The organism is Amycolatopsis sp. 505 (assembly GCF_031625235.1).
GTDB lineage: Bacteria > Actinomycetota > Actinomycetes > Mycobacteriales > Pseudonocardiaceae > Amycolatopsis.
Genome location: NZ_JACKQP010000020.1, coordinates 92,932 through 114,473 on the forward strand (window position 1 = coordinate 92,932; position 21,542 = coordinate 114,473).

Sequence of the window (21,542 nt, forward strand, 5' to 3'; positions counted from 1 at the left end):
CGAAACACTTTCGGCGTTCCGCGGTACCACCCCGCTTGCCCGGCAGGTGCTCCCGGGCCGCTCATTCGACGGCTGTCACGGGCCGCACCCGTCCGGTTCTACTGAGAGCGTGACGCTCGGTTCTTCCGGAGGCTCCCCGGTGATGGCCGGATCAACGCCGTGTTGCCTACCAGGTTAACCGGCCCGCGCAACCGGGTTGTCACGAGGGGCACGTACGGTCACGCCGATCGCGACCAGCCACAACGCCGCCGCGATGACGCCGACCGCGGGCAGTCCCCGGTCCGACACCGCGCCGAGCACCGCCACCCCGAGCGCGCCGCCCGCTTGGCGGGCCGCGTTGTTGATGCCGCCGGCGACGCCCGCGCGCTCGGCCGGGACGCCGCTGACCGCGGCCGTCACCACGGCGGTGGTCAGCAGGCCCATGCCGATGCCGAGCCCGAGCAACGTCGGCAGGAACGCCGGATAGCGGGAGTTTTCGCCGAGGAGCACCAGGTTCAGCAGGCCGAGGGCACCGAGCGAGAGCCCGGCCACCATCAGCGGCCGCGACCCGAACCGGGCGACCAGCCGGCCCGCGACCGGCGCCAGCACCGAAAGCGGGCCGAACAGCGGCAGCAGCTCGAGCCCGGCTTCGAGGGGTCCGGCGCGCCGGACGTCCTGCAGGTACAGCGTCAGGACGAGGATCGTCCCGATGCCCACGAAGTTCATCGCCGCCGAGACGAAGGTGGCGGGCAGGGTCCGCCGGGCGATGCCGAGCGGGAGCATCGGCGCCCGCGAGCGGCGTTCGACCACGAGGAACGCGGCCAGCACGACGACCGCCACCACCGCGGCCGGAACGCTCCCGGCGATGACCGCGTAGACACCGGCGCCGAGGGCGGGTGCTGCCGTGGCGACGCCGGCGACGTCGATCCGCCGTCCGGGCACGCGCTCGCCGCGCGGGACGAGCCGCGCCGTCGCGAAAGCGGCAGCCAGCACGACGGGGACGTTGAGCCAGAACACCGGCTGCCAGCCCACCGCGGTGACAACGGCGCCGCCGAGCACCGGGCCCGCGGCCAAGGCGACTGCCGAGACGCCGGCCCAGACGCCGAGGGCCCGCGCGCGCTCGGCGTGTCCGGGGTGGGCGTTCGTGATCACGGCGAGCGTGCCGGGTAGCAGCAACGCCGCACCCAGACCCTGGCCGGCGCGGGCGGCGACGAGCAGCGACGCGGTGGTGGCGAAGCCGCAGCTGGCCGACGCCGCGCCGAACAGCGCGAAGCCGGTCAGGACGACCCGGCGGTGGCCGAAGACGTCGCCGAGGGCACCGCCGGTGAGCAGGAACGCGGCCAGGGTGACGGAGTAGCCGTCCACCACCCACTGCTGGGCCGCGAGGCCGGCGTGGAGGCCGGTGCCGATGGCGGGCAGGGCGACGTTGACGACCGTGACGTCCAGCTGCACCAGGAACATCCCGGCGCACATGGTGAGCAGGAGCATGTCCCCAGTGGACCGCGCGGACACTTCCGTTTGGGTGGAAGTGTCGCGGGGGCATCCTGGGCGGGTGGAAGGTGACGCCGACATCGCGCGCACGGCCGCGCTGTTCGCGGACCCGGCGCGGGTCCGGGTGCTGCTCGCGCTGGCCGACGGCCGCGCGCTGGCGGCCTCGGTGCTGGCCGCCGAGGCCCGGCTGTCCGCGCAGGGTGTCAGTGCGCACCTGGCGAAGCTGCGTTCGGCGGGGCTGGTCGTCGCGGAGAAGTCGGGGCGGCACCGGTTCTACCGGCTGGCCGGTCCGGAGACCGCGGAGCTGCTGGAGACGCTCGCGCGGTGCTCGCCGTCACAGCCGGTGACGTCGTTGCGGGAGGGGGCGCGGGCGGAGGCGTTGCGGACGGCCCGGACGTGCTACGACCACCTGGCCGGGCGGCTCGGGGTGGCGGTCACGTCGGCGTTGCTGGCCCGGGGTGCGCTGGCGGGCGCGTCCGACACGCGGCGGCGTCCCGGGGACCGGATTTCGGCACCGCTGGCCGAGCACCCGTACACGCTGGGGCCGGCGGCCGCTGCGGTGTTCGGCGCACTGGGTGTCGACGTGGATCTCGTGGCGGCCGGGCGGCGGCCGTTGCTGAAGTTCTGCCTGGACTGGAGCGAACAGCGGCACCACCTGGCGGGCGCGCTGGGCGCGGCGGTGGCGACGCGGTTCCTCGACGCGGGCTGGGTGACGCGCCGAACGCAGGCCCACCGCGCGCTCCGGCTGACTCCGGACGGCGCGCAAGCCCTGAAAACCCACCTCGGCCTGGCCGCCTGACGCCGTGTCGTCCCTTCAATCACGCGTGTCGTCCCTCCAGACACGCGTGTCGTCCGTTCCGTACCGGCATCCCGCGCGACTGTATTGGCATCACGCGTGATTGGGGAGGCGCCACGCGTGATTGAAGGGTCGACACGCGTGATTGGGGGGTCGACACGGCGTTAGCGGTGGGCGGCTACCAGGGTGGCGTCGGGGCGGCAGACGTCGCAGGGGGTGAAGCCGAGCTGGCGGGCCTCGCCGACGCCGATGGGGATCGTGTCGCGGGGGCCGAGCCACTCGCAGGTGCGGAGGTGGTAGCGGGGGTGCTCGTCGACGACCACGACCTCGTCCTCGAGGTCGGCCAGGATCGCGACGTCGGCCTCCGGGGTGTCCTCCACGCCCGGGTCGGCATCGGCGGTCGTTTCGGTCTCGGCTGAAGCGTCGGCCGGCTCGGGGTCGGGTTCGGGCGTGTCGGCCGGGTCACCCAGGTCGCCGGCGGCCGGGATCAGGGTGGTTTGTTCCTCGTCGGCAGGCTCCGGCGCCGGCTCGGGCTCAGGCTCGGATGCGGCAACGGGCGTGGCCGCGGGTGCGGCGGACCGGCGACGGCGGCGCAGCCAGTCGGCGACCAGGATCAGCCCGGCCAGCACGGACAGGCCGATGGAAACCCACGCCCACAGCGAAGAAGCCGTGATCAGCGCGGTGACGAGCAACCCCAGAGCCGCCAGTACCAGGACCAGCACGATGTAAAGCACGCTGCATTACAGCACGAACGACCTGGGAGCGGGCCACGACCCGCCCACGGGTGGTACCGGATCGACTCCGAACCGTGGCACACCCCGGAATCGGGGTGTGCCACGGCTCAGGAAGGAACTCAGCCGGCTTCGGCGCGCGGGCCGAAGGAGTAGCCCTGGCCGCCGCTCGTCGAACCGGACGACTGCCCGGAGCCCGACGACGCCGACGCGGGGGCCGCGGAACCGCGGTCGTCGAGCTCGCGCAGCTGGGACTCGAGGAACCCGCGCAGCCTCGTGCGGTACTCCCGCTCGATCGTGCGCAGCTCTTCGATCTTCTTGCCCAGCCCGCTCTTCTCGGAGTTCAGGCTGTTCATCGTCTCGGTGTACTTCCGCTGCGACTCGCGCTCCAGCGTGGTCGCCTTGTCACGCGCCTGACGCTCGAGCGTCTCCGCACGGGTCCGCGCGTCGTTCAGCATCGTGTCGACGCGGGTGCGGGCCTCGTTCACCATCGAGTCGGACTTCGCCCGGGCGTCCGAGAGCAGCTGCTCGGACTTGGTGCGGGCCTCGGCCAGCATCCCGTCGGACTCGGTCTTCGCCTCGGCGGTCAGCCGGTCGGCCATCTCCTGGGCCAGGCCCAGGACCTTGGCGGCCTGCACGTTCGGCTCGGTGCTGTCGCCGACCATCGAGTGCGCCTGCGTCTGCTCCATGGCGGACTGCGGCGGCGGCACCGGCGCCAGGCGCCGCGACGGCTCTTCGCGCATCGGGGGCGCGCCGACGTTCGCCTTGGCGTTCTCCAGCTCGCTGCGGGTCGACTCGAGTTCCGCGTCGAGTTGTTCCATCTGCTGGCGCAGCTCGTTGTTGTCCTCGATCAACCGGGCCAGCTCGGTCTCCACCAGGTCGAGGAACGCGTCCACCTCGTCCTCGTTGTAGCCCCTCTTGCCGATGGGCGGCTTGCTGAACGCGACGTTATGCACGTCAGCGGGGGTCAACGACATCAGATCACCTCACGCACTCCATGGCCTGCAGGGTCCACCCAAGTCTCCCCGATCAACTTGGAGTCGCCAGTTGCATCGCGAAGAACACAACCAACAGCAGCACCATAATCGACAAGTCCAGTCCGACGCCGCCGATCCGGACCATCGGAATGATCCTTCTGAACAAGCGGACCGGCGGGTCCGTCACTGTGTAGATGGTCTCGAGCGTGACCGCAACCCCTCCGGCCGGATGCCACTCACGCGCGAAGGTCCGGACGAGTTCGACCACGATCCGCGCCGTCAGCAGCAGCCAGAAGGCGAACAGCACGTACCAGACGACCAGCCACACAGCTTCCACGTACCTACTCTAACCGGGCGTCCTCTCCGAAGACGCAGTTGAGGGGGCCGACCCCGGATCGGGTCGGCAAAGTCACGTCTGCTTGCGCTCAGCGGTACGGGCGACTTCAGCCCCGCAAAAACAATCCGCCCTCGGCAATCCGCCGACGGTCTTCCGCCGTGACGTCCACATCGGGCGGTGAGAGAAGGAACACCTTGTTGGTGACCTTGTCCATCGACCCTCTGAGCGCGAACGCCAGCCCGGCGGCGAAGTCGACGAGCCGCTTCGCGTCCGCGTTCTCCATCTCGGTGAGGTTCATGATCACCGGGATGCCCTCGCGGTAGTGCTCCCCGATCGCCCGCGCCTCCGCGTAGCTGGTCGGGTGCAGCGTGGTGATGCGGCTCAACGGGTCACGCACCGGCTGGCGCACGACCGGCTCGACGACCGGGCGCAGGCGCGCCACCGGCTCGGGCTGCCGGTCGACGGCCAGCGCACCGTGAACGGCCGGCTCGGAGCTGACCACGGAGCGTGACCGGCTGCGGCTGACGGGCTCGTCGTACGTGTCGTCGACGTCGCGGTACCGTGAACGCGACGACCGCGGGGCCGGCTCCTCGTAGGAGTCGTAGTCGTCGTCGTAACCGCGTCGGTAGTCGTCTTCGACGTCGTAGCCGTCGTCGTCAGCGGGCACCATCCCGAAGTAGGCCTTCAGCTTCTGCAGCGCGCTCATGCCTCTCCCTAGCCCTAGCCGCTCCCGCACTGACTTTCGATCTCCACGCCGTCAGTGCCCCGCGCGGGCGGACACGAAACGTGACGACCGCGCGAGCTCCCTACGGCGAGGCTAAACCGCGTCCACCGAGCAACGCGGTTCCGACACGCACACAGGTCGAGCCGTGCGTGATCGCCTGTTCGAGATCATGGCTCATCCCGGCGGACACGTCTGCGGCATTCGGGTGATCTTTTCGGAGGGACTCCCCCGCGCGAGCGAGCCGCTCGAAGGCCGCGGCCGGGTCCGCACCCAGCGGCGCGACGGCCATCAGCCCGCAAAGCCGCAGCTCCTCGGACTGCGCGATCCGGTCGGCGAGCGCGCCGAGCTCGGGAAGCGGGCAGCCGCCGCGCTCGGGATCGTCGTCGAGGCTGACTTGGATCAGCACGTCGAGGGGTTCGTCACGTATCTGAGCGGTTTGAACCGCACGCACCGCCTTGGCCAGCGCGTCGGCGAGCCTGGCGGAATCGACGGACTGCACCTCCTGGGCCCACCCGACGACGGACTTCGCCTTGTTCCGCTGCAGCCGGCCGACCATGTGCCACCGCAGCCCGGGGACCTCGGCGGCTTTCGGGCCGGCCTCCTGGTCGCGGTTCTCGCCGACGTTCGTGACGCCGAGCTCGGCCAGAAGCGCGACGTCGGACGCGGGAAAGGTCTTCGTGATCGCGAGCAGCTTGACCTCGTCCCGGGCGCGCCCGGCGGCCCGGCACGCGGCGGCGATCCGCGCCTCGACCTCGGCGAGGTTCTCGGCCAGCTCGGCCTTGCGGCCGGTCATGCCTCGATCCAGGTGATGCCGGCGATCCGCCCGGTGGTCCCGTCGCGGCGGTAGCTGAACAGCGTCTTGTCCTCGTTCGTGCACCGCGGGTCGACGCCGATCTTGCCGACGCCGAGGTCGGCGAGCTGCCGCCAGAGCCCGGCGCGCAGGTCGAGCCCGGGTGTCCCCTTGCGGGTCTTGCACGCCGTACCGGGGACGTGTTTCTCGACGTCGGCGGCCATTTCCGCGGGGACCTCGTAGCAGTCGCCGCAGATGGCCGGGCCGAGCAGGGCCTCGATCCGGTGCGGCTCGGCGCCGGCCGACCGCATGGCCTCGACGGCCGCCGGGACGACGCCGACGCGCGTGCCGACCCGGCCCGCGTGCACCGCCGAGACCACCCCGGCCTCGGCGTCGGCCAGCAGGATCGGGACGCAGTCGGCGACGAGCACCACGAGCGCGACGCCCGGGGTCGCCGTCACCAGGGCGTCGGTCGCTTCGGCCGCGCTGGTCTCGGTGCCGTCGACGATGGTCGCCGTGCGGCCGTGGACCTGCTCCATCCAGGCCAGCTTGTCTTCGGCCAGGCCCAGCTCGGACGCGAGCCGCTTGCGGTTGGCGAAGACGTTGCCCTCGTCGTCGCCGACGTGGTCGCCCAGGTTGAAGGTGTCGTAGGGCGGCCGCGACGCGCCGCCCGCCCTGGTCGTGACCACTCGCCGAACCCGCACGAATCCTCCTGAACATCAATGAAGGCCACCACCCACGACTCTAGTTCGCGGGTGGTGGCCTCCGGAGCTGGTGGCTAGCGCCGCATGAACGGCGGGACGTCGACCTCGTCGTCCGACGGGTCGTCGTGCACCGGCATCGCGCGGCCCGGCAGGCTGCCCTGGGTCGCGTTGGAGCCGAGCGGCGAGTAGCCGCGCGAGCCGCCGCCGGGCTGCGGGAGCCCGCCGGCCGGCTGGTTGCCCGTGGCCGACGGCATCGGCGAGTGCGACCGCGGCGGCGCCACGGGGTAGCCGGAGCTGCCCGCCGACGGCACCGGGGTGGCGCCCGACGGCGGCGTCGGCGGGTTCGAGACCTGCCCCGCCGAGGCCGAGGCCGTGGTGGCCGACGCCCGCGAGCCGGACCCGAAGGTCGACGGGTCGAGCTTCTTGTGCGTCGGCGCGCCGGCGTCGAACCCGGCCGCGATCACCGTGACCCGGACCTCGTCGCCGAGGGAGTCGTCGATGATCGTGCCGAAGATGATGTTGGCGTCCGGGTGCGCGGACTCCTGCACCAGCGACGCGGCCTCGTTGATCTCGAACAGGCCCAGGTCGGAGCCGCCGGCGATGGACAGCAGCGCGCCGTGGGCGCCGTCCATCGAGGCTTCCAGCAGCGGCGAGTTGATCGCCTTCTCCGCGGCCTGGATGGCCCGGCCCTCGCCGCGCGCCGAGCCGATGCCCATCAGCGCGGAGCCCGCGCCGGACATGACGCTCTTGACGTCGGCGAAGTCGAGGTTGATCAGACCCGGGGTGGTGATCAGGTCGGTGATGCCCTGGACACCGGAGAGCAGCACCTCGTCCGCCGAGCGGAACGCGTCCATCAGCGAGACGCCGATGTCGCCGAGCTGCAGCAGCCGGTCGTTGGGGATCACGATGAGCGTGTCGCACTCGTTGCGCAGCGCCTGGATGCCCTCTTCGGCCTGCTTGCCGCGCCGCTTGCCCTCGAAGGTGAACGGGCGGGTCACCACGCCGATGGTCAGCGCGCCCAGCTTGCGGGCGATCTGCGCGACGACCGGCGCACCGCCGGTGCCGGTGCCGCCGCCCTCACCCGCGGTCACGAACACCATGTCGGCGCCCTTGATGACCTCTTCGATCTCTTCGCGGTGGTCTTCGGCGGCCTTCTGGCCGACCTCGGGGGCGGCGCCCGCGCCGAGGCCACGGGTCAGCTCGCGGCCGATGTCCAGCTTGACGTCGGCGTCGGACATGAGCAGTGCTTGTGCGTCGGTGTTCACCGCGATGAACTCGACACCCTTGAGGCCGACCTCGATCATGCGGTTCACGGCGTTCACGCCGCCACCGCCGATGCCGACCACCTTGATCACCGCAAGGTAGTTGTGCGGGGGCGTCATCGAAGTCCGCCTTCCTGATCGTTGTGCCCGTACAGCCCGCCGGCCGAAACCCTCGACCTCAACCCCAGATCGAGAGTTATGTCAACCGCCGACGTTAGGCAGGACGGTAGGCACCAGGCAGGCTCTAATCCAGTAGGCACGCCGTGTGTCGCAAAGGTGTTTTGCCACAACACCTTCGGGCGCGCAAGAGCGACGGGCCGCGAACACCCCCGGAGCCCGATCTGGTATGGCCGCCCGCTCAGGCCGGCGCGGGCATGCTCATGAGGACGTCCGAGGGCGCTCCGGTGGCCGATCCACCGGGCGGTTCGACACTCACCGCGACCTTGTCGGCACCGCCGACGCCGTCCGCGACGACCAGGCCGCCCTGGTCCGCCGCGGCGATCACCCCGGCCGAACGGGGCGCGTCCGCGCCGGTGATCAGCCAGGCTTCGTAGACCTTGCCGCCCGGCTGCGCCGGCAGGCCTGCGTCCATCACCATCACCCGGTTGAGCGACCGCGACAGGACGACCGTGACACCGCCGCCGATCGGGGCCTCGCCGTGCGCGGTCTTGGCGTCCGGGGCCGCGAGCAGCGCCGCCACCGGCGCGAACTGCTGCTTCGCCTGGTCGAGCCGGCTCTGCGCGGTCTGCAGCTCCTGCCGCTGGGTCAGCGCGATGCCGCCGAACACCCCGCCCGCGGCGAGGCCGACGACGGCGGCCGCGGCCGCCACGACGACCGCCCAGCGCGGGGCCCGCGCCGAGCGGCGGTGCCGGTCGGGCGAGCCGGGCCTTGTCCGCGGCGGCAGCTGCCGGGTGGCGTGCATGGCGGTCATGACGCGGTCCTTGAAGTGCGGCGGCGGCTCCTCGGCCATCGCCGCGCCCAGCCGGGCCGCTGTCGCGCGCAGCTCGGCGACCTCCTGCGTGCACGAGTCGCACTGCTCGAGGTGGCGGGCGAACTCCGCGCGTTCGACGTCGTTGACGGCGTCGAGCGCGAAGGCGCCGGCCAGGGTGTGCATCTCCGGGGTGCTCAAGCGGTCACCCCCAGGCAGTCCCGCAGGCGGATCAGCCCGTCCCGCAGCCGCGTCTTGATGGTTCCCTGCGGCGTCGACAGCACTTCGGCCACCTCGCGATACGTATAGCCCTGGTAATAGGCGAGCAGCACCGATTCGCGCTGCAGGTCGGTCAGGAAGGACAGGCACCGGCGCACCTGGGAGCGTTCGAGCCGCGCGGTGACGGACTCGGCGACCTCGTCGAACGGACGGCCGCGAGCGGCCTCGAAGGTCGCCTTCTGCTCGCGTTCGGTGCTCGCCCGGGCCGAGCGGACCCGGTCCACGGCGCGGCGGTGGGCCAGCGTCATCGCCCAGTTCAGCGCCGAGCCCTTGTCCGGCGCGTACCGCGTCGCGGTGCGCCACAGCTCGACGAGGACTTCCTGGGCGACCTCTTCGGACTGGGCCGCGTCGCGCACGATCCGCCGGACGAGGCCGTAGATGGGGCCCGCGAACTGGTCGTAGAGCAGCTCGAAGGCGCGCTCGTCGCCCTTGGCGACGCGCACCATGAGCTCCTCCGAGGACGGCACCGTCGGACCGGCCGGGACTTCCGAGGGCACGGGCGCCATCCGGCGCGGGCGGGCCGGCTCATCCATGCAGCTGTCCTCCGGCGTTCTGCGGGGTGCGCGGCACGACCGCGGCCTTCCGCAGCCACAGGGCGACGCCGTGGCGGCGGATCAGCGCGGACACCCGCTGCGGGAGCAGCGGCCGGGCCAGCACGAGCCGGGCCAGCCACCGCGGGTTCACCGGGCGGCGAACTCCCCGCAGCGTAGCGACCAACGGCGTGGTGTTCTCGCGGCGGAGCGCGACGGTGAGGTCGAGCAGCGCCTCCGGGCGCGGCAGGCGCATCCGGTACTCGCCGTCCATCTGCTGGAACGGCGAGACGTAGAACTCCTTGGCCGCGCGCGCCCGGCCGGCGTCGTCGGGGTGCAGCAGGTAGGCGTGGCGGCCGCCGTAGGTGTTGTGCACCTCGGCGACCACGCACGCGAGCTCGCCTCCGGGGTCGTGGCACCAGTAGACGCTGATCGGGTTGAACACGTACCCGAGCACGCGGGCGGCGGCGAGCATGACGACCTTCCCGCCGCGCAGGTCGACCCCGCGCTCGGCGAGCCAGGCGTCCAGCTTCTCCCGGATGCCGCGGGGATCCGTGGCCACGAAGTGGTCGCGGCGGTCGAAGCGGGCGAACGGCCGCAGCCACCACGGCAGCCGCGGGAGGTCGTCCAGGTCGACGCGCCACAGGTAGACGCGGTGGGCGAAGGCGTGCGGCGGGTCGATCCGCCGCACGTGCGCGACCGTGGCGTCGTAGAGCGCGTTCGTCACCAGCTCACCCCCAGGCTTTCCGCGGCGCGGGCGCCCGAGGAGCAGCCGTCCTCGTGGAAGCCCCAGCCGTGGTAGGCGCCCGCGTAGGCGAGCACGCCGTCGTTGAGCTCGGGCAGCCGTCGTTGCGCGGCAACGGATTCCGGCGTGTAGACCGGGTGCTCGTACCGCATCCGCGCGACGACGTGGTCCTCGCCGGGACCGTCGCCGGGGTTGAGCGTGACGACGTACCCGGTCGGCTCGTCGAGCCGCATCAGGCGGTTCATGTCGTAGCTGACCTGGACCGCGCCGGTGGGCGCGCCGCAGACGGGCGCGCGGTAGTTCCACCCGGCCCGCGCGTCGGGCCGGGTGGGCAGGACGCTCGTGTCGGTGTGCAGCCAGGCCTCGTTCTCGGAGTACCGGAACGCGCCGAGCACCGAGCGCTCGGCGGCGGTCGGGTGGGCCAGCAGGGCGAGGGCCTGGTCGGCGTGGGTGGCGACGACGACCTTGTCGACCCGGTGCGGCGTGTCGGCGTCGTCGCGGATCTCGACGCCGCTGCCGGTCCGCAGCACCGACCGCACCGGCGTCGACAGGTGCACGGCGGTGAGCTGCTTCGCCGCGAGCTCGACGTACTCGCGCGAGCCGCCCACGACGGTCCGCCAGGCGGGCGAGTTCTTCACCGTGAGCATGCCGTGGTTGCGGAGGAACTCGAACAGGTACCGCGCCGGGTACCGGAGGGTGTCGGCGCGGTCGGCCGACCACACCGTCGAGACCAGCGGCAGCATGAAGTGGTCGACGAAGTACCGGGAGTAACCGCCGATGGCGAGGAACGCGCCGAGCGTGACGTCGCCGGCGTCCGGGGCGGCCAGCAGCCGCTTCGCGTGCCGGTGGAACCGCTTCACCTCGGCCAGCATCCGCAGGTAGCGGCCGCGGAGGGCGTTGCCGCGCTGGGCGAACAGCCCGGGCAGGCCCTTGGCGCCGGCGTACTGGAGGCCGCAGCCGTCGCAGCGGATGCTCATCGACATCTCGGTGTCGCGGGTGTGCACGCCCAGCTCGCCGAACAGCTTCAGCAGGGTCGGGTAGGTGCGCTCGTTGTGGACGATGAAGCCGGAGTCCACGCCGACGGTGCCGCCGTGGGTGCTGGGCACGTCGTGCGTGTGCGCGTGCCCACCCAGGCGGTCGTCGGCCTCGAACAGCAGAACTTCGTACTTGCGCTGCAGCAGGTATGCGGCGGTCAGTCCGGCCACCCCGCTGCCGATGACGCCGATGCGTTCTCCCGTGATCTCCACACCGGTCCTTCGGGACCACGGCCCGGCCGGATTGCCGGGCCGGCCGACCAATCCACGCCGGTCGCCGGGCCGGTCGGCACCCGCTCTGCCGCGGCCCGCACGCCGCGAATGACTCATTCGGGACCTCCGACGTCCCGAATGAGTCATTCGCGACACCGGCGGCAGCCGCAAAGCAGCCGGAACCGACCAATCCACCGGGGCGGGCAGCGCGAATCCCGGCTATGCCGCACACCACCGCGCACCAGCTAGCCTCGTTCGCCGCGAAACTCCTCGGCGGCCCGCTCCCCGTGGGCCTGCGGACCTGGGACGGCACGCGCGCCGGCCCGGAGGACGCCCCGACGGTCGTGCTCCGGAACCGGCGTGCCCTGCGCCGCCTGCTCTACGCGCCCGGCGAGCTGGGGCTCGCCCGCGCCTACGTCACCGGCGACCTCGACGTCGAAGGCGATCTCGCCGACGGTTTCCGCCGGATCTGGGCCCTGACCCGCTCGGGGGAGCTCAACCGGGCCAAGCTCGGGCCGCGCGAGTGGGCCGACGCCGTCAAGCTGGCCGCGCGGCTCGGCGTCGCCGGGCTGCCGCCGAAACCGCCCGCCGAGGAGGCGCGGCTGTCCGGGAAGCTGCACAGCCTGCTGCGCGACCGCTCCGCCATCGCCCACCACTACGACCTGAGCAACGCCTTCTACCAGCTGCTGATGGACGAGTCGATGGCGTACTCGTGCGCGTACTTCACCTCCGGATCGCAGAGTCTCGAACAGGCGCAGCACGACAAGCTGGAGCTGATCTGCCGCAAGCTGGGGCTGCGGCCGGGCATGCGGCTGCTGGACGTCGGCTGCGGCTGGGGCTCGCTGCTCGTCCACGCGGCCAAGCACCACGGTGTCGAGGCCGTCGGCATCACGCTCTCGGCCGAGCAGCTGCAGCACATCCGCGGCCGGCTCGCCCAGCACGACCTCGAAGACCGCGTCGAGGTGCGCCGGCAGGACTACCGGGAGCTGCCGGACGGGCCGTTCGACGCGGTCGCGTCGATCGAGATGGGCGAGCACGTCGGCGAGGTCAACTACCCCGCGTACGCGGCGACGCTGCACCGCATGGTGAAGCCGGGCGGGCGCGTGCTGCTGCAGCAGATGTCGCGCGGGAACGTCGCCCCCGGCGGCGGCGCGTTCATCGAGCGCTACATCGCGCCGGACATGACCATGCGGCCGGTCGGGCGGACCATCGACCACCTGGAGACCGCGGGCCTCGAGGTGCGGGACGTGCACGCGCTGCGCGAGCACTACGTCTGGACGGTCCGGGCCTGGGCCGCCACCCTGGAGGAGAACTGGGCCGACGTCGTCGCGCTCATCGGCGAGACGGGCGCGCGGGTCTGGCGGCTGTACCTGGTGGGCGGGGCGCTGGCGTTCGAGGAGAACCGGATGGGCGTGGACCAGATCCTGGCCGTGCGGCCCGACGAGCACGGCCGCAGCGGCCTGCCGGCGACGCGGGAGTGGTGACGATGCCGCAGCTGCTCGTCACGGCCGCCGTCACCCTCGTGGCGGTGGCGGTGACCTTCGGGATCGCGCGGGCGCGCAAGCGCTACGACACGATCGACACGTTCTGGGGGCTCGGCTTCGCGCTCGTCGCGATCGCCGCCTTCCCGTTCGGCGACGGCCCGCTCTCGCTGCGGCTCGTGGTGGTGCTCCTGACCGTCGTCTGGGGGGTGCGGCTTTCGGTGCACCTGCACCTGCGCAACCACAAGCTGCCGGAGGACCCGCGGTACGCGCGGATGGGGCACGGGCCGGCGAAGATGTTCGTGCGCGTGTACCTGTTCCAGGCCGTGGTGCTGTACTTCGTGTCGCTGCCGGTCCAGTTCGCGGTGGACGGCACCGGGATCGGCGTGCTCGGCTGGCTCGGGATCGTGGTCTGGCTGGTCGGGTTCGCGTTCGAGACGATCGGCGACGACCAGCTGCGCCGCTTCAAGGCCGACCCGGCCAACCGCGGCCGCGTGCTGGACACCGGGTTGTGGCGCTACACGCGGCACCCGAACTACTTCGGTGACGCGTGCGTGTGGTGGGGCCTCTACCTCCTGGCGTGTTCGACGTGGCCGGGCGCGGCAACCATCCTTTCCCCCGTCGCGATGACCTTCACCCTGGCCCGCGGGACGGGGAAACCGTTGCTGGAGAAGGGCATGGCCCGCACGCGCCCGGCGTACGCGCACTACGTCGAGCGGACCAGCGGCTTCTTCCCGTTGCCGCCGAAGAAGGTCACTCCCCGGTGAGGCCGTCGGTGAGCTCGCGCAGCACGTCGAGGTGCCCGACGTGCCGCGCGGTCTCCTCGATCATGTGCGCGACGACCCAGCGGACGTTGAAGGTCTCGGCCTTGTGCGTCACTTCGTCGTCGAGCCCGTGCTTCGCGACGATCTCCCGGCTGCGGGCGCACTGCTTCTCGTAGTCCGCGAGGAGCTGCTCCACCGACACCCCGGGCGGGATCCGGAACTCCGCGTCCGGATCCTGCTCGAGCTTCTCCTCCCAGGTGTCCTCTTCGCCGTCGACGACCACGCCGAACCAGAACCACTCGTTGAGCGTGAGGTGGGCGACGAGCCCGGCGACGGTCATCAGCTCGCTGGGCAGGTGCACCTGGCGGGACTGCGCTTCGGTGAGACCGCCGGCCTTCCAGGCGACCGTGGCGCGGTGGTGGTCGAGCAGGCCGGTGAGGACTTCGCGTTCGCCGCCGGTGAGCGGCGCCTCGGGGCGCTTCGGTCGTTCGGTCATGGACGGGACTCTGCCAGAGGGGTCCGACAAGATTACCTTGCGCACGATGTAATCGTGGGCTAGGTTTACGGATGTGCCAGACGAATTCCGCCTCGACGAGCAGGCCTGTTTCGCGCTGTACGCGGCATCGCGAGCCGTGACCGACGCGTACCGGCCGCTGCTCGGCGAGCTGGATCTCACCTATCCGCAGTACCTCGTGCTGCTGGTGCTGTGGGAGTCCGACGCCCGGCCGGTCAAGGAGATCGGCGAGGCGCTGCACCTGGACTACGGCACGCTTTCGCCGCTGCTCAAGCGGCTCGAGGCCAACGGGCTGGTGACGCGGACACGGCTGCCCGCGGACGAACGCACGGTGGTGGTCAGCCTGACCGAGCAGGGCCGGGCGGTGCGGACGCGCGCCGCCGGTGTCCCCTCGGCGATCGGCTGCGCACTGGGCCTCGAGGACGACGAGCGGCGGGCACTGATCAAGACCCTGCGGCGGCTGACGGCGTCGGCCGCCGCGTACGCACCCGAGCACTGAGGAGGCTTTATGCCCAGCCGTGACGCCACCACCCACTGGGTCGGCGGACTGAACAGCGGGAAGGGCGAGGTCACGCTGGACTCGTCCAACGCCGGCACGTTCGCGGTCTCGTTCCCGACCCGCGCCGGCAACCCGGACGGCCAGACGAGCCCCGAGGAGCTCATCGCGGCGGCGCACTCGTCCTGCCTGGCGATGAACCTCTCGGGCGTCCTGGAGGCCCAGAAGCTCACGGCGGACTCGATCGACGTGAGCGCGGAGGTCACCCTCGGCCCGGCGAAGGGCGGCGGCTTCGAGATCAGCGGCATCGCGATCACCCTGCGGGCGTCGATCCCGGGCGTGACGGCGGAGCAGTTCGCGGAGTACGCCGAGACGGCCGAGAAGACCTGCCCGGTGTCGAAGGCCCTCGCCGGCACCACGATCACCATGGACGCGGCACTCGCCTGATCCCCCGGTGAACGGCCCCTCGCCCGGTCCGGGCGAGGGGCCGTTCGCGCACGCTCAGCCCCGGCCGAACGCGGCCAGCGCGAGGGGTTCCCACTTGCGCCACCCCTCCAACCGGTCCCGGTACTCGGCCTCCACCGCCGCGAACGACTTGCCGAAGAACATCCGGTGCGGCGGGTTTTCCGTGTCCGCCAGCTCCAGCATCGGCTCGCGGGTCGCCCGCGGGTCGCCGAGGTCCCACTCGATCCGGGTCGCTTCGCGGACCGCGTCGTAGGCCGGGTCCGGTTCGCTCTGCCGGACGCTGCCCCCGCCGAAGTCCGTGCGGTACGGGCCCGGCTCCAGGCAGATCACGTCGATCCCGAACGCCGCGACCTCCTGCCTCAACGACTCCGAAAGGCCTTCCACGGCCCACTTCGACGCGTGGTAGGCGCCGATGCCCGGGAACGCCCGGATCCCGCCTTCGCTGGTGACCTGGACGATCCGGCCCCGCCCCTGCCGGCGCATGATCGGCAGGGCCGCCTGGGTCAGCCAGAGCGTGCCGAAGAAGTTCGTCTCGAGCTCCGCCCGGACCTCCTCCTCGGTCAGTTCCTCGACCATCCCGAAGTGCCCGTAGCCGGCGTTGTTGACCAGCACGTCCAGCGATCCGAACGCCGCCGCCGCCCGCTCGACCGCGTCGACGGCGGCCGCACGGTCGGTGACGTCCAGCCGCAGCGGCAGCAGGGCGTCGCCGTACCGGTCGGCCAGCGGGCGCAGGCTTTCGACGTCCCGCGCGGTGGCCGCGACCCGGTCGCCGCGGGCGAGGGCCGCTTCGGTCCACTCGCGGCCGAAACCCTTGGACGTCCCGGTGATCAACCAGTTCTTCGTCATGACCTGCCTGCATTTCTACATCGCAAGCTAATAGTAGCATGGACTGCATTAATGCGTTCGATGCTAAGGTAGCAGGCATGATCGCGAGTGACGGCCGCCGTGAGCGCAAGAAGGCCCTGACCCGGGCCCGGATCCAGGACGCGGCCCTGGACCTCTTCGCGAGCCAGGGCTACCGCGAGACGACCATCGCGCAGATCGCCGCGCGCGCCGACGTCGCGACCCGCACGGTCACGCTGCACTTCCCGGCCAAGGACGACCTGCTGTTCGCCGACGACCCCTTCACCCCGGAGTCCCTCCAGGCGCACCTGCGCGACCGCAAGCCGCAGAGCACCCTCGATGCGGTCCGCGACTGGATGCACGCGACCATGCACGAGCTCGACGAGCGCGACCGCGAGTCCGGTGTGGACCCCGCGCACATCTGGCAGCGCCGCGCCCTGCGCGCCGACCTCCTCCTGGCCGACGACGACCTCCGCGGCCGCGCCCGGGCCGGCTACCGCGACCTCGAACTCCCGATCGCCGCGGGTCTCGGCGACGACCTCGGCCTCCCGGCCGACGCCCTGCTCCCCCGGCTCACCGCCGTGACCGTGGTCGCCGGCCTCCGGGAGATCTACGTAACCCGCGAGGGTCGGGCGCGGGCGACGGCGACCGAGCTGGCCGGCCTGGTCGACGAGGTGCTCGCCTTCGCCGAGGCAGGCCTCCGCGCCACTCCGGCGTGAAGCCGGTGTGCGGGACTCCCGGCCCCGCACACCGGCCTGCTCAGGCGACCGTGCGCGACGCGGTGATCGCCGCGCGCCGGGCGAGCCGGTGGGTCCGGCGGATCCCCGCTTCGGCGTACCGGCGGCGGTCCTCGTCCGTCTCCGGCAGCACCGGTGGCACCGGCCTCGGCCGGCCGTCCTCGTCGACCGCGACCAGCACCAGGTAGGCCGAAGCCACGTGCACCGGGGGCACCGAGCGGTCCCAGCGGTCGGCCGTGGCGCGCACGCCGATCTCCATCGACGTCGAGCCGGCCCAGTTGACCTGGGCGTGCAGGTGCAGCACGTCCCCGACGCGGACCGGCACGCGGAACACCATCTCGTCGACCGACGCGGTCACCGACGCGCCTTCCGAATGCCGGGCCGAGACGACCCCGGCCAGCGAGTCGGCCAGCTTCATCAGCACCCCGCCGTGCACGGTGCCCATGAGGTTCGTGTCGTGGTCGTCCATGATCTGCGACAGCGTCAGCCGCGACGCCGACGCCGGCTTGCCCCTCACGCGAGCCCCGCCCGGACCTCGCGCACGGCCGCGACCAGGTTCCCGAGCGCCGGGGCGACCTCGCCGTAGCCGCGGGTCTTCAGCCCGCAGTCCGGGTTGACCCACAACCGGTCCGGGGGCACCGCGGCGAGCGCGGTCCGCAGCAGGCTGCCGATCTCCCCCGCGTCCGGGACGCGCGGGGAGTGGATGTCGTACACGCCCGGCCCGACCCCGCGGCCGAACCCGGTGAGACCCGCGACCACCTCCATCCTGGAGCGGGCCGCTTCGATGCTGGTGACGTCGGCGTCGAGGGCGTCGATCGCGGACAGCACCTCGCCGAACTCGGAGTAGCACAGGTGGGTGTGGATCTGGGTGGCCGCGCCGGCCCCCGAGGTCGCCAGCCGGAACGCCGCCACGGCCCAGCGCAGGTAGTCCTCGTGCCCGGACCGGCGCAGCGGCAGCAGCTCGCGCAGCGCCGGTTCGTCGACCTGGACGATCCGGATGCCCGCCGCTTCGAGGTCGCGGACCTCGTCGCGGACGGCGAGCGCCACCTGCCGGGCGGTGTCGGCCAGGGGCTGGTCGTCGCGGACGAACGACCACGCGAGGATCGTCACCGGGCCGGTCAGCATGCCCTTGACCGGCTTGGCCGTCAGGCTCTGGGCGTAGCGGGTCCAAGGCACCGTCATCGGCGCCGGCCGCGAGACGTCGCCGTGCAGGATCGGCGGGCGGACGCAGCGCGAGCCGTAGGACTGCACCCAGCCGTGCGCGGTCGTGGCGAACCCGGCCAGCTGCTCGGCGAAGTACTGCACCATGTCGTTGCGCTCGGGTTCGCCGTGCACCAGCACGTCGAGCCCGAGGTCCTCCTGCAGCCGCACCACACGCTCGATTTCGGCGCGCATCGCGGCCTCGTACGCGGCGTCGTCGAGCGTGCCCGCCTGGTGCGCGGCGCGGGCCTTGCGGACCTCGGTGGTCTGCGGGAACGACCCGATCGTCGTGGTCGGCAGCGGCGGCAGCCCGAGTACGGCCTGCTGGGCTTGCGCGCGCTCGGCGTACGGCGGCCGGGCGGTGGTGCCCGGCGTCCCGGGGCCGCCGCCCGCCGTCGCACGGTCCGCGACCGCTTGGCGCGCCGGAGCGAGATCGACCTCTTCGCCGCGCAGCGCCCGGCCGAGCAGCACGAGCTCGTCGACCTTCTGCCGGGCGAAGGCGAGCCGGCCCTTGAGCCGCGGCGGCAGCCCGTGCTCGCGCTCGACGTCGTAGGGCACGTGCAGCAGCGAGCACGACGTCGTCACGCTGACCGACTTCGCCACGCCGAGCAGCGTGGCGGCCCGGGCGAGCGCACGGTCCGGGTCGGTCCGCCAGACGTTCCGGCCGTCGACGACCCCGGCCAGGACCTCCTTGTCCCGCAACGCCGGTTCGGCGGCGACGGCGTCCACAACGGACTCATCGCTGACCAGGTCGACGGCGAGCGCCTCGATCGGCGCGCGGGCCAGCACGCCGAGCGCGCGCCCGAGCCGGCCGTAGGAGCCGGTGACCAGGATCTTCGGCCGGCCGGTCTCCTTGCCGAGCCGGTGGTAAGCGCGGATCAGGGCGTTCAGCTCGGCCTCGGTCCGGTCCGCGGCGAAGGCGGGTTCGTCGAGCTGCACCCATCCGGCGCCCGCCTCGTGCAGCCGGCGCAGCAGGTCGGCGTACCGGGGCAGCAGGGTGTCGAGCAGGTCGAGCGGCCGGAAGCCCTCGGTCGTGGACTTGGCCAGCAGCAGGAAGGTGACCGGCCCGACCAGCACCGGCCGGGTTTCGAGGCCGAGCGCCCGGGCCTCGAGGTACTCGTCGAGCGGCTTGGTCCCGGCCGCGGTGAACGCGGTGTCGGGGCCCAGTTCCGGGACGAGGTAGTGGTAGTTCGTGTCGAACCACTTGGTCATCTCCAGCGCCGGCGCGTCCTGGACCCCGCGCGCGGCGGCGAAGGAGGTGTCCAGCGGCGCCAGGCCGAGCCCGGTGAACCGCCCGGGCAGCGCGCCGAACAGCTCGGCGGTGTCGAGCACGTGGTCGTAGTGCGAGAACGTGTTGGACGGGATCGAGTCCAGCCCGGCCGCCGCCAAGGCGCGCCAGGTCCGTTCCCGCAGTTCACGGCCGGTTTCCAGCAGGGTGGCCCGGTCGATGTCGTGCGCCCAGTAGCGTTCCAGGGCGCGCTTGAGTTCCCGGTCCGGGCCGATCCGGGGGTAGCCCAGCACGGTGGTGCCGATGTCGGTCACAGCTCTCTCCTCGCGAGCTCGCTCTCCTGAGTCCGAGCGCGCGCGAAGAGCCGCGTTTCGGTCGTGCCCATCCCGCGAGGCCCGGACTCACGCACGCCGTCGGCGCGCGTACCACGGGCAGGTCTTCGGACTCGTGGGCGCCGAGCTCAGGTCTACCGGCCGTCGCTTCCCGGGCCGAGGCCCAGTGCTTGACCACTCGCGTGGTGACGGCTTTCGTTCCCACATACCGCTGCGGGGCAGTCCCGGATTCACACCGGGTTCCCTGTTGCCTCGCCCGCGCGCGTCACCGCGCCCGGGCGAACCAGTGGCAGCTGGAGCCTAGCGCTTCCCGATCACGGTGTCGCGGGTAAACCGATCGGTGTCATCCCCGCGCGAACCGGGTTAACCTCACGACATGATCCCCGACGCGAAACCCACCTCCCGGGAACGGCTGCTCGAAGCCGCGGCCACGCTCACCTACCGGGACGGGGTCGGCATCGGGGTCGAGGCGCTGTGCAAGGCCGCGGGCGTGTCGAAGCGATCCCTCTACCAGCTGTTCGAAAGCAAGGACGAACTCCTCGCCGCCAGCCTGAAGGACGGCGCGGCCGCCTTCGTGGCCGGCCTGCTCCCGCCGGCCGACGACGACCGCGGGCCCCGCGACCGGATCATGCACGTCTTCGCGCAGCTGGAAGCGCAGGCGCGGAACCCCGGGTTCCACGGCTGCCGGTACCTGGCCGCGCAGATCGAGCTCAAGGACCAGCGCCACCCCGCCAGCCGGGTGGCGCGGCGGATCAAGCGGAACCTGCTGAGCTTCTTCCGCCGGGAGGCCGAACAGGGTGGGGCCGCCGACCCGGACCTGCTGGCCCGGCAGCTCCTCGTCGTCTTCGACGGTGCCAGCGCGCGGGCCGGAATCGGCGTCGACGACCTGAAGGGGCTCGTCGTCCCGACCGTGACCACCCTGCTCGACGCCGCCGGAGTGCGCTGACCCGCGTCGCTCCGGGGGCGCCCAGCCGCCGGTGACCTCCTTGACCGGCTTGTGCGGGAACCGCCGCCGCGCATACTCCTGCGCGCGGGAGTCCGGGAGCACGTACAGCGTCTCCCGCTTGTCCTGCAGCGGCCGCAGCACGGTCTTCAGGAAGCCCTTGCGGTCCTCCAGGTACGGGCCGAGGACGTGAGCCCGCTCATGAACTCGCGGTAGTTGTGCGTGGTGCAGGCCAGGCCGTCGAACGCGCCGTCCTTGGCGATGGCACCGACCGGGCACGCGGTGACGCACAGCTTGCAGTCGATGCAGGGGTCGTAGTCCAGCGCCTGCCCGTACTCGCTCACCTCCGCGTCCACCAGCACGGTGCCAGCAGGACGAAACTGCCGAACTTCGGGTGGATGACGTTGCGGTGCAGGCCCATCACCCCGAGCCCGGCCGCGACCGCGACCGTCTTGTGCGCCACCACCCAGATCCGGTCCGTGCCGAAGCGGTCCATCTCCTGCGGGAAGCCGACCGACGGGTTGATCGCCCGGTGCGCGCCTGGACCACGCTGCGCGCGGTGTGGTTGGCCTGCTCGTCGGTCTGGTGGAACTCCTGGTCGGCCACGCTGCGAGCCGGGGAGCGGCAGTTGTCGCGGTTCATCCGGAACGCCATCGCGATCAGGGTCCGGGTGCCCGGCAGCGCGCCCAGCACGTACTCGCGCTCGCCGGCCAGATCGGGGTGGTCCAGGCTCACCGCGGCGACGTCGTCCGCGCCGGCCGCCAGGCACAGCTCGCGCAGCCGGGCCGCGTCGAGCACCGGCGGCGGGTCCGCGGGGCGCCGGGACAGCACCGCCCGCACCGACGGGTGCGCAGCCAGTTTCGCCGGCAGCGCCGGGTCGTGCGTCATCGGACCTCCATAAGATTGTTGGTGTTCAGGACGGGTTGTCCTGGATGCCCAGGGCGATGGGGTGTGGCTGATCGGTCCTTGCCTTGTGTGGTGGCTTCTGAGGAGTGGCCGCCCTGTCGTTCTGGACGCCC

Annotated in this window: 25 protein-coding genes and 1 riboswitch; of the genes, 7 read left to right on the top strand and 18 right to left on the bottom strand. The window is 72.2% G+C overall.

The window, feature by feature from the left end; all coding sequences use genetic code 11:
* Positions 1-174: 174 nt before the first annotated feature.
* On the bottom strand, positions 175-1,467 hold the full coding sequence (locus H5965_RS44795; RefSeq protein WP_310977406.1) for an MFS transporter: 1,293 nt from the start codon (positions 1,465-1,467) through the stop codon (positions 175-177).
* Positions 1,468-1,531: 64 nt separating this feature from the next.
* On the opposite strand from H5965_RS44795, the gene H5965_RS44800 reads away from it, so the two are divergent.
* On the top strand, positions 1,532-2,269 hold the full coding sequence (locus H5965_RS44800; protein WP_310977407.1) for a metalloregulator ArsR/SmtB family transcription factor: 738 nt from the start codon (positions 1,532-1,534) through the stop codon (positions 2,267-2,269).
* 161 nt (positions 2,270-2,430) lie between these two features.
* Here H5965_RS44800 and H5965_RS44805 read toward each other — a convergent pair whose 3' ends face one another.
* The 11 genes from H5965_RS44805 to H5965_RS44855 all read right to left on the bottom strand — a co-directional run bounded on the left by H5965_RS44805 (position 2,431) and on the right by H5965_RS44855 (position 11,520).
* Positions 2,431-3,000 (bottom strand): hypothetical protein, encoded by a 570-nt coding sequence (locus H5965_RS44805; RefSeq protein WP_310977408.1) that lies wholly within the window; start codon positions 2,998-3,000, stop codon positions 2,431-2,433.
* Between the two features lie 119 nt (positions 3,001-3,119).
* The gene (locus H5965_RS44810; RefSeq protein WP_310977409.1) at positions 3,120-3,974 is read right to left on the bottom strand and encodes a DivIVA domain-containing protein; all 855 of its coding nucleotides are present in this window, start codon (positions 3,972-3,974) and stop codon (positions 3,120-3,122) included.
* A gap of 52 nt (positions 3,975-4,026) precedes the next feature.
* A complete protein-coding gene (locus H5965_RS44815) occupies positions 4,027-4,302 on the bottom strand; it encodes a YggT family protein (RefSeq protein WP_013224824.1) in 276 nt (91 codons plus the stop codon).
* Between the two features lie 115 nt (positions 4,303-4,417).
* On the bottom strand, positions 4,418-5,017 hold the full coding sequence (locus H5965_RS44820) for a cell division protein SepF (RefSeq protein ID WP_310977410.1): 600 nt from the start codon (positions 5,015-5,017) through the stop codon (positions 4,418-4,420).
* A 100-nt stretch (positions 5,018-5,117) separates the two neighbouring features.
* Positions 5,118-5,828 carry a YggS family pyridoxal phosphate-dependent enzyme gene (locus H5965_RS44825; protein WP_310977411.1) on the bottom strand — a complete coding sequence of 237 codons (711 nt, stop codon included), beginning with the start codon at positions 5,826-5,828 and terminating at the stop codon, positions 5,118-5,120.
* The gene (gene pgeF / locus H5965_RS44830) at positions 5,825-6,529 is read right to left on the bottom strand and encodes a peptidoglycan editing factor PgeF (RefSeq protein WP_310977412.1); all 705 of its coding nucleotides are present in this window, start codon (positions 6,527-6,529) and stop codon (positions 5,825-5,827) included. The genes H5965_RS44825 and pgeF overlap by 4 nt, the downstream gene beginning before the upstream one ends.
* Positions 6,530-6,603: 74 nt before the next feature.
* On the bottom strand, positions 6,604-7,911 hold the full coding sequence (ftsZ, locus tag H5965_RS44835) for a cell division protein FtsZ (protein ID WP_310977413.1): 1,308 nt from the start codon (positions 7,909-7,911) through the stop codon (positions 6,604-6,606).
* A gap of 238 nt (positions 7,912-8,149) precedes the next feature.
* Entirely contained in the window at positions 8,150-8,905 is a 756-nt protein-coding gene (locus H5965_RS44840; protein ID WP_310977430.1) for an anti-sigma factor, read from the bottom strand.
* An 11-nt stretch (positions 8,906-8,916) separates the two neighbouring features.
* The gene (gene sigK / locus H5965_RS44845) at positions 8,917-9,531 is read right to left on the bottom strand and encodes an ECF RNA polymerase sigma factor SigK (protein WP_310977414.1); all 615 of its coding nucleotides are present in this window, start codon (positions 9,529-9,531) and stop codon (positions 8,917-8,919) included.
* Entirely contained in the window at positions 9,524-10,258 is a 735-nt protein-coding gene (locus H5965_RS44850) for a DUF1365 domain-containing protein (RefSeq protein WP_310977431.1), read from the bottom strand. The genes sigK and H5965_RS44850 overlap by 8 nt, the downstream gene beginning before the upstream one ends.
* Positions 10,252-11,520, bottom strand: a complete 1,269-nt coding sequence (locus tag H5965_RS44855) for an FAD-dependent oxidoreductase (RefSeq protein ID WP_310977415.1) — start codon at positions 11,518-11,520, stop codon at positions 10,252-10,254. Before H5965_RS44855 ends, H5965_RS44850 begins: the two co-directional genes overlap by 7 nt.
* A gap of 221 nt (positions 11,521-11,741) precedes the next feature.
* Between H5965_RS44855 and H5965_RS44860 the strand changes: the two genes are divergently transcribed.
* A complete protein-coding gene (locus H5965_RS44860) occupies positions 11,742-13,004 on the top strand; it encodes a cyclopropane-fatty-acyl-phospholipid synthase family protein (RefSeq protein ID WP_310977416.1) in 1,263 nt (420 codons plus the stop codon).
* 2 nt (positions 13,005-13,006) lie between these two features.
* The gene (locus H5965_RS44865) at positions 13,007-13,768 is read left to right on the top strand and encodes a DUF1295 domain-containing protein (RefSeq protein ID WP_310977417.1); all 762 of its coding nucleotides are present in this window, start codon (positions 13,007-13,009) and stop codon (positions 13,766-13,768) included.
* Here H5965_RS44865 and H5965_RS44870 read toward each other — a convergent pair.
* Positions 13,755-14,261 (bottom strand): DinB family protein, encoded by a 507-nt coding sequence (locus H5965_RS44870; protein WP_310977418.1) that lies wholly within the window; start codon positions 14,259-14,261, stop codon positions 13,755-13,757. The genes H5965_RS44865 and H5965_RS44870 overlap by 14 nt on opposite strands.
* A gap of 73 nt (positions 14,262-14,334) precedes the next feature.
* Here H5965_RS44870 and H5965_RS44875 point away from each other — a divergent pair, with 73 nt between their 5' ends.
* Both H5965_RS44875 and H5965_RS44880 read left to right on the top strand, forming a co-directional pair.
* Positions 14,335-14,778 carry a MarR family transcriptional regulator gene (locus tag H5965_RS44875; protein WP_310977419.1) on the top strand — a complete coding sequence of 148 codons (444 nt, stop codon included), beginning with the start codon at positions 14,335-14,337 and terminating at the stop codon, positions 14,776-14,778.
* A 9-nt stretch (positions 14,779-14,787) separates the two neighbouring features.
* Positions 14,788-15,222: an OsmC family peroxiredoxin gene (locus H5965_RS44880; RefSeq protein WP_310977420.1), complete on the top strand. Its 435-nt coding sequence runs from the start codon at positions 14,788-14,790 to the stop codon at positions 15,220-15,222.
* A 54-nt stretch (positions 15,223-15,276) separates the two neighbouring features.
* On the opposite strand, the gene H5965_RS44885 is transcribed toward H5965_RS44880, so the two are convergent.
* Complete coding sequence (locus H5965_RS44885; RefSeq protein WP_310977421.1) at positions 15,277-16,086, bottom strand: SDR family NAD(P)-dependent oxidoreductase; 810 nt, start codon at positions 16,084-16,086, stop codon at positions 15,277-15,279.
* 77 nt (positions 16,087-16,163) lie between these two features.
* Here H5965_RS44885 and H5965_RS44890 point away from each other — a divergent pair, with 77 nt between their 5' ends.
* The gene (locus tag H5965_RS44890) at positions 16,164-16,802 is read left to right on the top strand and encodes a helix-turn-helix domain-containing protein (protein ID WP_310977422.1); all 639 of its coding nucleotides are present in this window, start codon (positions 16,164-16,166) and stop codon (positions 16,800-16,802) included.
* 40 nt (positions 16,803-16,842) lie between these two features.
* Here H5965_RS44890 and H5965_RS44895 read toward each other — a convergent pair whose 3' ends face one another.
* Together H5965_RS44895 and metE are read right to left on the bottom strand one after the other, a co-directional pair.
* The gene (locus H5965_RS44895) at positions 16,843-17,337 is read right to left on the bottom strand and encodes a hotdog domain-containing protein (RefSeq protein WP_310977423.1); all 495 of its coding nucleotides are present in this window, start codon (positions 17,335-17,337) and stop codon (positions 16,843-16,845) included.
* Complete coding sequence (metE, locus tag H5965_RS44900) at positions 17,334-19,562, bottom strand: 5-methyltetrahydropteroyltriglutamate--homocysteine S-methyltransferase (protein WP_310977424.1); 2,229 nt, start codon at positions 19,560-19,562, stop codon at positions 17,334-17,336. The genes H5965_RS44895 and metE overlap by 4 nt, the downstream gene beginning before the upstream one ends.
* A 119-nt stretch (positions 19,563-19,681) precedes the next feature.
* Positions 19,682-19,829, bottom strand: a riboswitch (cobalamin riboswitch).
* A gap of 127 nt (positions 19,830-19,956) precedes the next feature.
* Between metE and H5965_RS44905 the strand changes: the two genes are divergently transcribed.
* Positions 19,957-20,526 (top strand): TetR/AcrR family transcriptional regulator, encoded by a 570-nt coding sequence (locus tag H5965_RS44905; RefSeq protein ID WP_310977425.1) that lies wholly within the window; start codon positions 19,957-19,959, stop codon positions 20,524-20,526.
* 146 nt (positions 20,527-20,672) lie between these two features.
* On the opposite strand, the gene H5965_RS44910 is transcribed toward H5965_RS44905, so the two are convergent.
* Entirely contained in the window at positions 20,673-20,885 is a 213-nt protein-coding gene (locus tag H5965_RS44910) for a 4Fe-4S binding protein (RefSeq protein ID WP_310977426.1), read from the bottom strand.
* A 58-nt stretch (positions 20,886-20,943) separates the two neighbouring features.
* A complete protein-coding gene (locus H5965_RS44915; protein WP_310977427.1) occupies positions 20,944-21,411 on the bottom strand; it encodes a hypothetical protein in 468 nt (155 codons plus the stop codon).
* Positions 21,412-21,542 lie beyond the last annotated feature (131 nt).